At 62.1% G+C, this 15119-nt stretch carries 11 protein-coding genes; 3 read left to right on the forward strand and 8 right to left on the reverse strand.

Annotated elements, in window-relative coordinates; genetic code table 11:
* Nucleotides 1–291: 291 nt before the first annotated feature.
* Complete coding sequence (locus FFA61_RS06460; RefSeq protein WP_131247357.1) at nucleotides 292–1368, forward strand: phosphotransferase; 1077 nt, start codon at nucleotides 292–294, stop codon at nucleotides 1366–1368.
* Here the strand turns inward: FFA61_RS06460 and FFA61_RS06465 are convergent.
* Together FFA61_RS06465 and FFA61_RS06470 are read right to left on the reverse strand one after the other, a co-directional pair.
* A complete protein-coding gene (locus FFA61_RS06465) occupies nucleotides 1365–4721 on the reverse strand; it encodes an ATP-dependent helicase (RefSeq protein WP_040314207.1) in 3357 nt (1118 codons plus the stop codon). The genes FFA61_RS06460 and FFA61_RS06465 overlap by 4 nt on opposite strands.
* 1 nt (nucleotide 4722) lies before the next feature.
* Entirely contained in the window at nucleotides 4723–7899 is a 3177-nt protein-coding gene (locus FFA61_RS06470; RefSeq protein ID WP_005964869.1) for a UrvD/REP family ATP-dependent DNA helicase, read from the reverse strand.
* 77 nt (nucleotides 7900–7976) lie between these two features.
* On the opposite strand from FFA61_RS06470, the gene FFA61_RS06475 reads away from it, so the two are divergent.
* Complete coding sequence (locus FFA61_RS06475) at nucleotides 7977–8201, forward strand: DUF3107 domain-containing protein (RefSeq protein WP_040314209.1); 225 nt, start codon at nucleotides 7977–7979, stop codon at nucleotides 8199–8201.
* Between the two features lie 125 nt (nucleotides 8202–8326).
* Here FFA61_RS06475 and FFA61_RS06480 read toward each other — a convergent pair whose 3' ends face one another.
* Nucleotides 8327–8956, reverse strand: coding sequence for a ferritin-like fold-containing protein (locus FFA61_RS06480; RefSeq protein ID WP_040314425.1), 630 nt, complete (start codon nucleotides 8954–8956; stop codon nucleotides 8327–8329).
* Between the two features lie 301 nt (nucleotides 8957–9257).
* Between FFA61_RS06480 and FFA61_RS06485 the strand changes: the two genes are divergently transcribed.
* Nucleotides 9258–10952 (forward strand): DEAD/DEAH box helicase, encoded by a 1695-nt coding sequence (locus FFA61_RS06485; RefSeq protein ID WP_242600908.1) that lies wholly within the window; start codon nucleotides 9258–9260, stop codon nucleotides 10950–10952.
* A 124-nt stretch (nucleotides 10953–11076) separates the two neighbouring features.
* Here the strand turns inward: FFA61_RS06485 and FFA61_RS06490 are convergent, their stop codons facing one another.
* From FFA61_RS06490 to ppk2, 5 genes are all read right to left on the reverse strand, one after another.
* Nucleotides 11077–11952: an AlbA family DNA-binding domain-containing protein gene (locus FFA61_RS06490; protein WP_005964877.1), complete on the reverse strand. Its 876-nt coding sequence runs from the start codon at nucleotides 11950–11952 to the stop codon at nucleotides 11077–11079.
* A gap of 229 nt (nucleotides 11953–12181) precedes the next feature.
* Nucleotides 12182–12997, reverse strand: a complete 816-nt coding sequence (locus FFA61_RS06495; RefSeq protein WP_005964879.1) for a hypothetical protein — start codon at nucleotides 12995–12997, stop codon at nucleotides 12182–12184.
* A complete protein-coding gene (locus tag FFA61_RS06500) occupies nucleotides 12997–13701 on the reverse strand; it encodes an ABC transporter ATP-binding protein (protein ID WP_005964882.1) in 705 nt (234 codons plus the stop codon). Before FFA61_RS06500 ends, FFA61_RS06495 begins: the two co-directional genes overlap by 1 nt.
* Nucleotides 13698–14081, reverse strand: a complete 384-nt coding sequence (locus FFA61_RS06505; protein WP_005964885.1) for a GntR family transcriptional regulator — start codon at nucleotides 14079–14081, stop codon at nucleotides 13698–13700. Before FFA61_RS06505 ends, FFA61_RS06500 begins: the two co-directional genes overlap by 4 nt.
* Nucleotides 14082–14194: 113 nt before the next feature.
* Nucleotides 14195–15028, reverse strand: coding sequence for a polyphosphate kinase 2 (gene ppk2, locus FFA61_RS06510; RefSeq protein WP_040314213.1), 834 nt, complete (start codon nucleotides 15026–15028; stop codon nucleotides 14195–14197).
* Between the last annotated feature and the right edge of the window lie 91 nt (nucleotides 15029–15119).

The following is a 15119-nucleotide window of genomic DNA, read 5'->3' on the forward strand; positions in this document are numbered from 1 at the left end:
CTGCGCTGTGTCCAGAAATGTCCAGAATATGTTCCAAGCTCGCGTGAAAAGCGTGCCCGTAACATGTGGCATTATTCGGAAACTATCAGCGCGAGGAGTGAAGGACAAGGCTCGTCCACGGGCTGTGGATAAGCTGTTCGAAGAGCAAGGGTGAGAACGCCTTCGCTGAGCGCGCGCAATGAGGGGCCCGAGGGGCTAGATTCGACGCGATTCTTCGCAATTCTTCGCGAGTTTGGGTGACAAGCGACGCGCCGAAGGTGCCTGCGCAGCGGCGACATGTACCGTGGATCTGTGAAGCGTGCGAAGACTCCCCTCGAACTCGCGGCCCTCGCGACTTGTGCCGTCCCCGGATTCCAGATCGTCGCATTGTGCGCACCCCAGTTCTCCGACGAAGTCAGCTCTGTCACCGGAGTCATTGACGCGCGCGGCGACAAGTGGACCGTCACTTGCCCCCACGACAGCGTCGGCGGACTCGACCTCGATGCCGAGTCAGGGGTCCTCGCACGCCTCGCAAAAGCGCGCGATGCGAGAAAACTCCCCTTCGACGTCCCTCGCATCCACGGCATGACTTTCACACCCCAAGGTGACCGGGTGATCGTCCACCAGAACCTCGGCGGACGCACCATGACCGAAGAGGATTTCGACGACCCGCATATCCTGCCGTCTTCTCTGGGCAAATCCCTCGCGGCGCTGCACAATCTGCCTCCTTCGACCTACACGGGCGTTGACCTACCCGCATATTCGGCGACGGAATGCCGTGACCGCCACTACGCGCTCCTCGACGAAGCTGCCGCGAATGTCCTCATCCCCGCGAACCTGTGGAACCGTTGGGATGCCGCCCTGGAAGAGATATCCCTGTGGCGTTTCGCTCCAGCCCCGATCCATGGTGACCTTCAGGGGAACTCGCTCGTCCTCGACCATTCAGTGGTGCGCGCGATGACGGGTTTTTCTTCCGCTCATGTCGGAGATCCCGCTCAAGACATCGCGTGGATTCTCGCCCAGGCCTGCGAAGCCTTCCTCACTCGTTTCCGCGAGGCCTACTCCCAGGAGCGTTCGGTGGTGGACCTTCACCTTTTCACGAGGGCGCAGCTTTTGTCTGAACTCGCGATCATTCGCTGGCTCGTGCACGGATTACACGCCGAGGATTCTTCGATCATTGAGGATGCACGCGACATGCTCACCGATTTGTCGCAGGATCTGGGCGAGGATGAGCTCGTTGCCCGACGATCATATTCCCCGTCTGCCAAGGTGGAAAGCACTGTGCAAGACATCGAAGAAAAAGACGGAATTGATCCTCACAGCGCGCCGACTCAACCTTTGAGCATGTCCGAGCACGCTCAGACAGTCGAGGATGAAGAGGGCGCCTAATTCCCCTCCCCCTGCTTGTCGAGAGCGTCCATGAGGAGTTTGTCAAGACTCGTGTGCGGATCCAGGCCTGCTTTCTTTTCAAGTTCATCCAATTCCACGACCTCGCCGGAGGAAACGAAAGCGAGAAGCGGACGAACTGAAGATTCCTCTTCATGGACTGCCATCCATGCTGCGCGATACAGGCGGAGCTGGGTCGCGAAATAGCGGAGCCTGTCTCGAGGTGCTCCCTTCGACGCCGACACTCCCGTCTTCCAATCGACGATCACTGTGTGTCCCTGGGCATCAGTGAAAACCGCGTCGATCCGCCCCGTGACACTGATCCCCGCGAGTTCGAGGGCGAAGGGCTCTTCAATGGCGAGAGGCCTGCCGTTTCTCACGATATCCAATTCGAGAAAGTTCTTCTGCATCCGCTCCAGGCGGGCGCGCCCGTCCTCGTCAAGGGAATCGACTCCGACGATCGGCTCCTCCCAGAGCTCACCACTGGCCTGGTGGAGTTGGCGTTCGGCCCACGCGTGGAAGATCGTGCCAAGAGAGGCATACTCACTGGGGGCCTTGGGCATGGGTCGTCGGATCTGTTCAGCGAAGGCCTGCGGATCGTCGATCAAACTCGACACGGAGGTCGCGGGAACTTGATCCGACCACAGGACCATCGTGTGCTGCTCCGCATTGAGGCGACGCTCCTCAAGGAGTGCGACGACATCGCGCACACGTGCGGAGTCGCCGAGTTCGGCGAGGATCTCGAAAACCTCGCGCTCTGAGTCCATCTCGGCTCTCACCTGCCGGACCTTGTCGGCCGCCAGGGCGATCGCCCGACGGGAAGGACCCGGCTGAGGCGGGAATGAGGCCCCCTCCTCTTTCACCATGAGTTCCTCGATCTGCTCGCCCTCGGGCTTGGGGGTGATGCAGGAGCCGAGGGCCTCGAGTTCTTCTTCGAGGAGCCTGTGGGCCTGCGCGTCCACTTCAAGGCGGCGACCGTTCCCCCAGGAGACGACCCCTGAGTCCAGTGAATCCTGAAGGTCCTTCACGAGGGCCTGACGTGATTCCTCAAGGTAACGGGAAGGTTCACGAGGAGTCTTTGCCTGGTTGATCCACGATCCGACGAGGAGTTCATCGTGCTTCGCGCGAGTAAGGGCGACGTAGGCGAGACGGCGTTCCTCACGCTCCAAATGGGCGCCGAGCGCCACCTTGTAGCTGCCCTCCAGCCACTTCTTGAAGGCAGCAGATGGGGTTCTCCCCTCCGTGAGATCCATGTCGAATTCGGGCAGATCCTCATAGTCGCCACGTAAAGGATGAGGGAGTTCACCCGAGTCATTAATCCATCCGGATTGTGCAGGCGCGGGCGCACTCCAGGTGACCGACTTGCCCCTATGAGTGGGAAACTCCGCGTCGCTGAGCCCGGCTATGACGACGCCATCCCATTCGAGGCCTTTCGCCGCGTGGATCGTGAGGATCTGAACGGCATCAGGATCTGCTTCAAGAGCCACCCCCTCCAGACCGTTCTCCTCTTCTTGTGCCGCATCCAACCAGGCGAGTAGACCGAGGAGCGTCGGAGAGGGAGTGGACTGCTCAAAACCTGCGATGACGTCGATGAATGAGTCGAGGGCTTCACGAGATCCAAGGCCGAGGGGATCTGCGATCGCGTCGTCAAGGATCCCCATCGTCCCCATCGCGGACTCAGCGAGTTCAACCAGTCCTCTCCCCCGCATGGCGCGCAAACGCCTGAGCCGCTGGCCCAAAAGTGCGAGACGCTTGGCTCCTGCTTCGCTCATTGCAGGGGCTTGAGCCGAGCGTCGCCACCCCGGGGCCGGTGGGTGGTCAACGGCGTCGAGCAGGAGTGCGCTGTGCGGGTCGCGCCCCGCTTCGAGGGCAAGGTGGCGCGCCCAAGCCCCCAGGACCGCTAAATCAGCAGAACCGATGTCCGCACGGACGAGGAGGCGCGCAAGATCCGATGAGGCCTGAACGTCCGCAGTGATCGCCAGAGTTGAGCGAAGATCCGCGACCGTGGGCTGGTCGAGGAGGCCACCTAATCCGATGATCTGCGTGGGAATCCCGCGTTCACGCAATTCTCGGTCGATCGCGAGGAAGGGCCTGCGTTTGCGTCCGAGCACCGCGATCGAGTACTTCTCGCCCCTGTGGGCGCTTCGAAGCCCTTCGACATAGTCCGCAATGATCCGCGTCTGTTCCTCCAGGTTCTGCCCGTAGGCGATTGTCACGCGCCCCTCTTCGGCTCCCGGAGACTCTATGAGCACAGGCGACACGGCCTTATCTGCGCTTTCACGCAGCGGGGCCGCTACCTTGTTCGCAGCGAGGAGGATCCGTCGATCATTACGCCACGCGGTTGACAGGCTGAGGGTCTGATCCCCATGCGCCTCAGCCCCTTGGAAGCGCTTCAAGAAGGACTCCAAAGAGGATGCCGAGGCGCCTCTCCACCCGTAGATCGCCTGATTGGGATCACCGACGGCTGTCACCGGATGATCGTGGAACAGAGTCGATAAGAAGGTCATTTGGATGATGGAGGTGTCTTGGAACTCGTCAAGGAGCACGCACTTGTGCTCGGCCCTGATCTGTTTGACCGCTTCAGGGGATTCGGTGACGATCTTCGTGGCGAGTAGGAGTTGATCGGAGAAATCCAACAAGCCTTCTTCGCGTTTGCGTCGTTGGAACTCACGGATCGGCTCAAGCAGGGCGAGGCGCTTCTCATTGGCGGCCCGCATCTCACGAATGGTGGTGTTGCCCTCTCCGGCGGCTGAGAGTTCCACGCCGAATTCGTCGAGGAGGGTCACTCCCTCGTCAAGGTCAAGGCCGTGATCGGCGAGCTTTCCCGCCAAAGACAGGGCTTTCTTCGCGGCGTCCGCGATCTTCAAGTCGGGGTGCAGAACTCGGGGCCAATTCGCGAGGATCTCGGTCATCATTTGCACTGCGCCCGCTTGTCCGAGCATGCGGAAGTCCGGGTCGAGGCCGATTGCGAGCCCGTGCTCTTGAACGATCCTTTGGGCGAAGGAATTGTAAGTGAGGGCGATGGGTTCCCCATCGAGTCTTTCCCTGTCGGTTTCTTCCCACTCGGGCATTTGTGCGAGTGTGTGGAGGCGACGACGTAGGCGCTCGCCCAGTTCACCTGCCGCCTTCTTCGTGAAGGTCAGGCCCAGGACGGACGAGGGGGTGATCTCCTCATGGTTAGCGACCGCCCACAGGACCCTCATCGTCATGGTCTCCGTTTTGCCTGATCCCGCGCCCGCGACGACGAGGAGCGGACGCAAAGGAGATTCAATGATCCTTTCTTGTTCGGGCGTCGGCGATAGTCCGGGGTCAATGGCCTCTTGGATCCTTGCCGCTGAAAGCATGGGGCTCCTCATATCAGTCCACCGTCCTTCGACCATGGGTGTGCGCAGGGCACGAGCGCGTGAAGGGACATGTCGCGCAGCGCTGCTCCTCCGGGCTCGCATTGAGTGTTGACGCGCGTGCGAGTGTCCCGACTTCTTCGATTCTGCTGAGCCATTGGGCACGCTGCTCCTCATCTAATGGGCCTTGGGACAGGGTCTTAGCCTTCCCATCGTCGAGGAGGAAAACGAGCTTCGCGTCGGCGACCTCGTAGCCGAGGGCGCGAAGGGCGAGCTGGTAGACGGCGAGCTGCGGATGGGCTTTCGCTTGGGCTTTCCCCACTGCGGCACCGGTCTTAAGGTCCGTGATGACGACGCCTTCTTTCTGCTTTTCGATGCGGTCGAGGCGCCCGGTGATCATGACCTGTCCGATCTGGACGCGGATATTCTTCTCGACCTCAACCTCCTCCTCATGTTGGGCGCAGTAGGCCGCGAAGGCCTGGGCCTTCTTGCGGGCCCTTTCACTAAAGTCGAGTCCCTCCCAGGTGGAGGTGTCAATGTCGAGTTCTGCGAGCTTCGACTCGAGGCGAGTGAGGAGCTCCTCTTCGCGGCCGTGAGGGAGTTCCTCGGCGAGGGCGTGCAGGAGCGTGCCCAAGGATTGGGCGGCTCCACCGCCCCCTTCGGCGCCGATCGAGGAGAGGAACCAGCGCAGCGGACAGTTCAGGGCCGCTTCAATCCTCGAGGGCGAGAGGTGCACGAGTCCGGAGTTGATCGGCTCATTCGAACTCAAGGGTCCCTCACCGGTCCAGGTGTCCGGGTCTGCTGAGCGGATTCCCTCTTTGCTGAGCAGTGCGAGCAGAGTGATCGCCGTCTCCTGGTCCTCGGCCTCGTCTTCGCGGGCGGCGGCTCTTCGCAGGTCCGCGACCTGTCCGGCCAGGTTGAGGGGCGCAGGGGCCGGGGTGAGCTGCGGATCGCCCTGATCGGCCGTATCGGCGTGTTGGGCGAGCAAGTGGAAGAAGAGCGAGGGTGCGTCGTTTTCGGCACTGACCGCGCCAATATGCACGACCCGGGTGCATCGCGACAGCGCCGCAGCCAAGAGCCTGCGCTCGTCGTCAAGGACGGCCCTCCTAGCTTGACGAGGATCGTCGAGGAGGACTCGAGCGCCCGAGGCATCCTGCCCGAAACGGCCTGCGCCGAGGTCGGCGAGAAGATCGGCGCGCAAGGCGCGGGTGCGTAAACGCGTATTCGGCCACGCCCCCTCCTGCAGGCCAATGATCGAGACGACCTCGAAATGGGCTCCCATCGCCTGTGCGGGTGTCAGGACTGAGACTCCGGCGGGGCGTGTGGAGACTCGGGCGATCGTATCAACGGGCACCCCCTTATCCAGGAGGTCTTTCGCAAAGTCGGCGGCCGTCTTTCCCGGATTACGCTGCTCCCACACGTCGGCGACGCGCATGAGGGCGACGACGGCGTCGAGCTGGTCGTCGTACCAGTTCGAGTCTTCACCTCTGGCGAGTGCCGCGTCTTTCCACGAGTCCGCAACTCCTGCGGCCTGCCAGATGCGCCACAGCGCCTCCTGGGGGCGTTGACGCCAGGCACCGGCGCGCGCAGCCCAGATCTTCGCAGCAGCGTCCAGGCCCTCTTCGAGGGGGCTCGTCTCTGCCCGAGAAGCGGGATCGCGTGTGGGACGCAGTTCTTCGCCTTCGAGAAGGTCACGAACTGAAAGGGGCCGGCCGGCTTTCGCCGAGTCCTCACCGTCCATCTCCTTGTTGTTATTCACGAGGGCGAGGCGGGCGAGCAGACGGTGGACTTCCAAAGCGTCACAGGACACGAGGGGGGAGGCGATGAGGGTGTTCGCGCGAATCGGGTCACGAGCATCATCGGGCGTGGCGATGAGTTCGAGAAGGACCCGGGTACTGGCCTGGGAGGCGAAATCGAAGGCCCTGGATGCCCCGTTGACCGGAACCCCGCCGCGGCGCAGATGACGGGTGAACTCGTGGACAGCCGAAGCGGATCTGACGATCACGGCCTGCTTGTCCCAGGCGACGCCCTCGTGCAGGTGATGGCGCCTCAGAGCATGGGCGATATGGGCTCCGAGCTGGGCGTTCGAACCGCCGAGGTGGGCGATGATTGAGCCTTCGTCATATCGGGCTTCACCCGCACCTTCGCTTCGTGGCTTTTCCACCCCCACCCGGCGGCGCCCGTGGGGGCCGGACTGGGTGATCCCGGAGACCACATCCACAAGAGCCCTGCGGATTCGCGGCGGCTGGGCCTTCACCCCTGCGAGTTCCATGACCTCGGCGTCAATTGTCTTCGCCAGTCTCAGATCCAAGTGGGGCTCGCCGCCGCGGTAACTCGCGACCGCAACATCAGGATCTGCGAAGGCGAGGATTCTGGCCCCCGCCCCTTCAAGGGCGTTCAGGAGGTGGATCGTCGAAGGCGTGCAGTCTTGCAGATCATCCACGATCACAAGATCGGGCACAAGAGGCCCGCATTCGATCCCGACCCCGGGCCCGCGAGTATCCCAATTCTCAATGAGTTCAGCGGCGAGGGTCTGGATGCGGGCCAGATCAACACGCAGCACATCGCGGTGCTCAACCGTGAACTCCGGCGCATCCAGGTAGGCCCGGAGCAGGGCGGCGGCCGCAACCCACTGGGGGAAAGCGAATTCTTTTCCTGCCTCTTCCAGGCTGTTGGCGTCGAGTCCGGCTTCACCGGCGCGGGCGAAAAGATCACGCAGTTCAGCGCGGAAAGCCTCCATTGCGCGCATCTGGGCGGGCATGGATTGGGGCCAGGGGGCGTCGACCTGTTCAATGAGGCGGGCGAGGATCTCGTCGAAGAGTGCGCCCGTCACCAGTTCCACTCCGGCGAGAGGATCCGCACGAGACAGCCTCCACGTCGTCACGATCCGGTGGGCGAAAGACGCGGGGGTCCGCACTGGGCGGACCTCATGAGGGGCGAGCGCTTGGGCCTGAGCGCTCAGACGATCCGCTCGCACCCGGTCCGGCACGAGCAGGAGCACCGATTGACCCTGCTTCACCCCGGCCTCAAGAGCTGCGAGGGCGCAGGTGGTCCGACCGCTCCCAGGGGCGCCGCGCACCACGAGGGAGCGGTCTTGGCTGGCCTCAACGACTGCTGTTTGAGCCTCGTCGAGGGCGGGCAAGTCCGCCCACCCCTCGGGCCTGGGGCGCAGCTCAATGTGGATTTCGCTCATGACGGAATCATCCCAGAGGGCATAGTCATCTGCGGACCCTTAGCATGAGAGCAGTATCGATCCTCATGGAGGCACATATGAACATCATCATCGGGGTGCGCGGTTCGGCCCGCGAACTGGCCATCGACGTCGACTTGGACTTCGACGAGCTCTCCAGCCGCGTCGAAGCCGCCATCCGGGATGGCAGCGTCCTCGACCTCGTCGATTCGAAGAAGGAACGCTACCTTATTCCCGCGAACGCCATCGGCTATGTGCAAATGAGTGAGCAGGCCGAGCGCCGCGTCGGATTCGCGATCGGCTGAGCGAGCACAGCGCGGCTGAGCGACTTCCAGGCCCGGTACGTCACTGAAAAGGACGCACCGGGCCTTTGCGCGAAGTCGGAATCCTGCGGCCCCTCTCGGAAGGAATCCTGTGGGCCTTGCGCTTTTCAGGCCTTGAGGTTGATCTGCGCCATCCGCTCATTGTGGCGCTTCGTCACCAGCGCGGCAATCTCATCAGCCGCATCCGGTTCCTTCGCCAGAGCCGGGTGGGTGAACAAGGTGGCGCGCACGAGGCCGAGAACCTCACCGGCAACTCGGCGCGCCCACAGCGACAGGCGTGCCGCGAGCTGAGGATCCTCACCGATCTGGGGCGCCAGATGATCGCGCTCCCAATCCCCCTGGTTCAGATCCCACACATCCGGGTTCGTATTGAACAAGCCGTGACGCTCATTCACCTCACGTAGGAGATCCCCAATGATGCCGAGGGTGACGTAGGTCTTCACAGAACGCTCCGACCAGGTGCTCGGCCTCGTCCTCGCATCGAGATCATCGTAGAGACCGGAGTACTGTCCTGCGGCCTCATGCAGATCACAACCGCGGTGCCCCGCCCAGGTCTCAAGCTGTTCGAACAACTCGAAAGCGCGCGCCGACATGCGAGCATGCTCGATATGCGCCTTGATGTCGGGCGCCTGGTCACCATCCTTCGCGAGCCTCGTCATCGCAGCGAGCGCGGAGAAAGCGAGGAGCCCGACGACTTCAATATCGGTGTCATCAACCGGTGCGTACTCATGTGCCATGCCCCAAGAGTAGCCGCAGCTCGCAGATTTTCCGCCGTTTTTCAGCGCCTCATTCCCCATGGCGGACTCCTCGGCACGCCGCGGATGAGCTCGGGAATCCTCGAGGATGCCCCCTTTGTGAGCACTGGCGGGTGAGTGATTGACCATAGCCTGAGCCCCGGCCCCGCTTCCTGCCCCTACAATCAGGAATGACCACGGCTGCCCGGTCGCCCGAGTTGTGAATCCTGCGTGCGTGAACGCCCCGATATGCGCGATCGGCTGCCACCCCCACCCCGGGAGGACCCGGGAGACAAGGCAGATCGTGACCTCCACGACGCATGAGGGTGCAGACGCGCCCGAATCCACACAGACAGCAAACACTCGGATCGAATACTCCGCCGGAGTCGTCCGCCTCGGAAACATCGTCCCCCTCACCCTCGAGGAGGAGGCGACCCCCGACCTCGTCAACACGGGAGACGAAGACCTAGACAACAAGACTTTCGCCGACTTTGGCGTCAGCGACCCAGTCGTCGATGCCCTCGAGGATCAAGGGATCGTCCACCCCTTCCCCATCCAGGCGCTCACTCTGCCCCCGGCCCTCGAACGCCACGACATCATCGGACAAGCGAAGACCGGCACGGGTAAGACCCTTGGCTTCGCCATTCCCGTCCTCGAAGATGTCATCGCCCCCGATGAGGATGGCTACGAGGAGCTCCTCAACCCCGGTCACCCGCAGGCGCTCATCATCTTGCCGACCCGTGAACTCACGAAGCAGGTTGCTACTGATCTGCGCGGCGCCGCGAAATACCTGTCGACCCGTATCGTCGACATCTACGGAGGCGTCGCCTTCGAACCGCAGATCGAGGCCCTTGAGCGCGGCGCGGACATCGTCGTGGGCACCCCGGGCCGTCTGATCGACCTTCTGCGCAAAGGGGTCCTGCACCTCAACGGCGTTGAAACAGTCGTCCTCGACGAGGCCGATGAGATGCTTGACCTCGGTTTCTTGCCCGATGTTGAAACCCTGCTTTCGAGGGTCCCCTCCTACCGGCATACGATGCTTTTCTCCGCGACGATGCCCGGCCCGGTGGTCGCCCTCGCCCGCAAATTCATGGAGCATCCGACGCATATCCGCGCCCAGGACCCTGAGGATCAGAACCAGACGGTCAACTCCGTCAAACAGGTCATCTACCGGGTTCACGCGATGAACAAGATCGAGGTCGTCGCCCGCATCCTCCAGTCCGAGGGCCGAGGCCGCTCGGTCATCTTCTGCCGGACGAAACGCACGGCCGCGCACCTCGGTGAGGACTTGTCCGCGCGCGGCTTCGCGGTGGGCTCCCTTCACGGCGATCTGGGCCAGGGTGCGCGCGAGCAGGCTCTGCGGGCCTTCCGCAAGGGCAAAGTCGATGTCCTCGTCGCAACGGATGTCGCCGCGCGCGGCATTGACGTCGACGATGTCACTCACGTCATCAACTATCAGTGCCCCGAAGACGAGAAGATCTACATCCACCGCATTGGACGCACAGGCCGCGCCGGCAACTCCGGTACCGCCGTGACCTTCGTGGATTGGGATGATACGCCGCGCTGGTCTCTCATCTCCAAAACCCTGGGTCTGGGAGTGCCCGAGCCTTTGGAGACCTACCACACCTCGGCTCATCTTTTCACCGACCTCGATATCCCCGAGGGCACGACGGGGCGTCTTCCCCGGGCCAAGCGCACCGCCGCCGGACTCAACGCCGAAAAGCTGGAGGATCTGGGCGGGCCCTCTTCGCGTTCGCGGGGGCGCAGGCCGGGCGGCCGGGGTGTTGTCGCGGGCAAGGGCTCGCATCGTCGCCACTGCGGTGAGCGCAACCGTAAGGCGAAGGACGGGGACCGCGAGGCCCGCGCGGGTCAGCATGGCCGTTCGGACCGGGGCACTCGAGGACGAGGCCGGGGCAACCACTCTCAAGCCGGAGTCGAAGCTGCCCCTCAGGCGCCGCGCAAACGGATCCGTCGTCGCAAGCCGCAAGCCTCGGAGTGATCCGAGTACCTCAGGGGGTCTGAACGCGTTGACTCCGTGTGATTGACGGGGCGCGAGAAGACCTGATTCTCGCGCCCTTCAACGGGACATGTGCTCGCCGGGCATCGCGTTCTTTACGCTGGTGTCAGCCGCGCAGGGCTTTTTCCACCGCTCGGGGCAAGTGCGCCGGACGCTCCCTCTTGCGCAGGAGAAAGTACATTCGCAAACGTGTCCACAAGGACACGCGCACGGCCTCGGGCCACCTTTGCGACACATAGAGAACTGCGTCCGAAACATCCAGGCGCCTCGTCGAATTGCCGACGCGCACCCACAGTTCAGGAGCCCCTTTTCCTTTACTTCCCAGCAGATACACGGGACGGGGCGAAGGGGGAATCGTCACGCGACACACCTCGCCTCCTAAGGGGGCACGAGCAAAATCCAGGATCGGCAAAGCGGCGGCGTTCGTCCCCAAACGTTGGCCCCACATGCCGCGCATCCACAATTCGAAACGGTCCGCGTCAGGGCTTTTCAAAGTCGAGTAATCATTCTCAAGGCCGATCAGCTCGCCCTCGTCGTCAACACCGATCAGTAGTGTGCCGCCTCCGGAGTTGAGGAAAGCGGACACGGTTTTCGCGATGATGGTCTCCATTTCCTCGTCGCGCTTGCCCGTGTGCAGGTTCCAGCGCGCCGAGGACTTGAACTCTCGGGTCTCTGACTCTCCCATGGCGGCGATTTCACTGATGGGGGGCAAGCCCGGGAGGGGGTTGAGGCGGGCGAGAACCACGGCGACGATCACGACGACGAGCGCGGCGACCATGGCGGCAAAACCGATCATCCCGGGCTTCCACAGGTCGCCTGAATCGAAAATCCATCCTGCGAGGAGCAGGCCTCCCCACAGCCCTGCCAATCCCGTCAAGGTCGCCGAGGCCGTGGACATCGTCATGCGGTTCTTCAGTCCTCGGCGCACGGCCAAACCGATGATCCAGGCGATGAGCACCATCACCTGTTGGATGAGCACCATCCAGATCAGGTCTGGGCTGGCCGGGACAAAAGAGGCTTCCACTGTTTCCACAGGGTTCCTTTCGAAGGACTCTCGGCGATGTCGTGTTCACTCCACCATAGGAGCCTGTGGGAATCCTCGACAATCGGCCAGGATTTCCTTGATGGCCGAAGCGAAGTGAGTTCAGCTCGATTCGATGGCGGGCCCGGGATCTGTGAGTCTCCCGGGCCCGCCTGAGAACGAGTGATTCTCAGCGCAAGGACAGATGGCGGTTGAGCGAGCGGATCCCCCAGCACACCACTGCGATGGACAGGAGTGAAGTTGTCACGATACTCCCCATGCCGATGAATGTCGGGTTCGTTCCGTCTTTGAGTGCTTCGATCAGCTCGGGAAGCATGAACTTCCACGAGAACTCGCCCGTCGTCGTGTCGATGCCGCCGGGCAGCAGGAGCATTCCGAACACTGCGGTGAACTGGTTGGCGAGGTAGAGCAGGATGAAGCCGATGACGGGTGCTCCGAATCCCAGGTGGTTCCACCGGCTCTGCGCGCCAATGCTCATCACGGCGGCAACGGGGAAAACGAGGTTTGCGAGTTGCACGAGGATGGCGACACTGAGGAGGGTCTTGATCGCCAGCGGCAAGGCGTTCCAGGAATCGAGAGTTGAGGACAGGAATTCATTGAGGGGAACACCGTTCATCCAGGCGATCTGCACGAACACTGCACAGCTTGCCACGATGGCCCAGAAGACGCCGACAAGACCCACGATGTAGGCGAAGATGCTCTTCGCCCAGAAGAGTTGTCCGCCCGTGACCGGCAGGGTGTGGGTGAAGTACCCGGCATCGCAGTGCATGCTCTTCCAATAGGAGGTCGCTACTTGAAGGAGAACGAGGAGGGGGACCATGGCGATCATCAGGCAGCTCACCATGAGGAGGAATCCTGAAACAAGGGGGATCTTCAGGGCGGCCAGCCCCAAGCTCACTGCAATGATAAGCACTCCGATTCCTGCGATGAGGGCGAGCTTCGGTGCGAGCGTGCGCGTTTCCTGGCTCAAGAGTGTAGTGAACATCAGCGGTACTCCTTCCTGAACAGAGCATCAAGGGACATGCCGCATTCCTCGCGTAGATCGTCGACCGGAGCGGCGCGGTGCACCCGCCCGTCTTTGAGCATGACGACCTCGTCGAGAATGGATTCGACGTCGGAGATCAGGTGGGTGGAAATGAACATGAGCGCGTCCTCGTCGAAGTCTCGCAAGATCCCCTCGAGGATGATGTCGCGGGCAGCGGGGTCGACTCCTGAGATCGGTTCGTCGAGCAGATAGAGGCGCGCCTTTCGGGCCATGGTGAGGCAGATCTGCAGCTTCTCCCCCATGCCCTTCGACATTTCTTTGAGTCTGCGATCGAGGGGGAGGTCGAAGAAGCGGATGGAGGACAGCGCCTTATCGGCGTCGAAGTCCTCGAAGAACCTGGCGTAGAGTTTGACGGCTGCGAGGGGGGTGAGTCGCGAGTCGAGGAAGTCTGTGGAGGGCAGGAATGCGACGTGCCGTTTGGTGTCGACTCCGGGGGCCTTCCCGTCGATGGTGACGGTGCCGCTCCAATCGGCGAGGACGCCTGCAAGGATTTTCAGCAGAGTCGTCTTGCCGCAGCCATTAGGTCCGACGAGGCCGACGATTCGGCCCGGATACACGTCGAAATTGAGGTCGACGAGGGCGGGGCGTCCCCTGTACTCCTTCCCGAGGTGTTCGATGTGGATGATGGGCGCTGATGGTGTCATTGTTCGTCTCCTCCTTCAGCAGAGATGGCAGTCCATCGTGCGGTCAAGAGGCTGATGGCTTCCTCGCGTTCGAGTCCGAGTTGACGGACGGCGCTGATATGAGAGTCAGTGGCCTGGGCGGCGAGTTTGGCTCGCGCCGTGGCGATCGCTTCCGTATCAGTGGTGACGAAGCGCCCTTGGGCGCGTTCAGCGACGGTGAGTCCTTCGGCGTCAAGGCGAGTGAGGGCACGTTGGACGGTATTGGGGTTCACTCCGGCGTCGATGGCGAGTTCGCGGACGCTGGGAATCCTGCTCGAGGGGGCCCATTGGCCTGAGGCGATCTTCTGGCTGAAGGTCTCGACCAATTGGATCCAGATGGGGCGCGAGTCGTCGACGGGCATCCGCCCCCTCCTCCCTGTGTCACTGTATTAATACACTCATACAATAACGGGGAGCGTCAACTGTGTCAATGGGCTAATACACGCGGGGGTTCTCAGATCGACGAAATGCGGCCCTACAGGATCTCTTCATCTTCGAGATCGACGTACTTCTTCTGCTCTGAGGAGGCTTTCAGGGTCGAGGCGTAGTCGGGCACCTCGCGAAGAAGGGCACGATCCGTGCGCCGATACCCATTCGAACTGGGCCGCTTCGGGAACTCCAATGCGGGACGCTCAACATGCTCATAGGGGATCGAATCGAGAAGGTGATGGATCATATTGATCCGGGCCTTGCGCTTGTCCTCCGACTCCACCACGTTCCACGGAGCGATATCGATATCCGTGTGGACGAACATTTCATCTTTCGCCCGCGAATACTCCTCCCAGCGAGTAATGGACTCTAAATCGGTCGGCGAGAGTTTCCATCGACGCATCGGATCCGTCATTCTCGACTTGAAGCGCTTGTACTGCTCCTTGTCAGACACGGAGAACCAATACTTCAAAAGGATGATCCCGTCCTCGACGAGCATGCGTTCGAAGATCGGGCACTGGCGAAGGAAACGACGATGCTCATCGGCAGTGCAATAGCCCATGACATGCTCAACGCCGCCCCGGTTGTACCAGGAACGGTCGAAGAGCTTGATCTCACCAGCCGCTGGCAGGTGGGCGATGTAGCGCTGGAAGAACCACTGGCTCTCTTCGCGTTTGCTCGGTGCAGGCAGGGCGACCACCTGGGCGATCCGGGGGTTGAGGTATTCGGTGACGCGTTTGATCGCACCTCCTTTGCCCGCAGCATCGCGCCCCTCGAAGATGACGACGACTCTGGCGCCGGTGGACTTCACCCATTCCTGCATTTCTACGAGTTCGGCCTGCAATCGCAGGAGTTCAATCTCATAGAGTTCGCGATCCATCTTCTTCGGCTTCTTCGCCTTCTCCTTAGACATACACCAAGTGTTACACCCCAATTGCCCTGGGCGCAGTCATTCGCGCGAGGTCGAGGAG

This window comes from Schaalia cardiffensis F0333 (assembly GCF_005886435.1).
In the GTDB taxonomy this organism is placed as follows: Bacteria; Actinomycetota; Actinomycetes; order Actinomycetales; family Actinomycetaceae; genus Pauljensenia; species Pauljensenia cardiffensis.